The organism is Photobacterium sp. R1 (assembly GCF_054600795.1).
This window is the reverse complement of sequence record NZ_BAAHZP010000385.1, coordinates 1-299: the sequence shown is the minus strand read 5'-3', so window position 1 is coordinate 299 and position 299 is coordinate 1. Positions and strand designations below refer to the sequence as shown.

At 60.5% G+C, this 299-nt stretch carries 1 pseudogene; it reads right to left on the bottom strand.

The annotated features are described in order from the left end of the window. Positions 1–51: 51 nt before the first annotated feature. Positions 52–299: pseudogene (locus ACYP03_RS25530) on the bottom strand (hypothetical protein); the annotation flags it as partial.

Below are 299 nucleotides of genomic sequence, written 5' to 3'. Positions count from 1 at the left end.
CGGCAGTAATCTGGGATAGGCGCTTAATTTCGGAAAAACGGCTCATGGCTATCAGGATGGGGTAATGGGTTGCGCCAGCCGTTCAGCCAGCTTGTGAATCCGGGCTTCCAGACGGGCCAGCTGTGAAGCGGCTTCGTCGACCTGGTCGGCAAAATGGGCAATCTCCAGCGCTGGCGGGGCCAGCTGCCATTCTTCAGTGACGATTTCACCCAGATCGCGACGGCGTTGGCCCAGCGAGTGCTGCAGTCCCGCCAGTTTTTGCCTGGCGCCACTCACAACCGTATGCGCCACCACGTCCC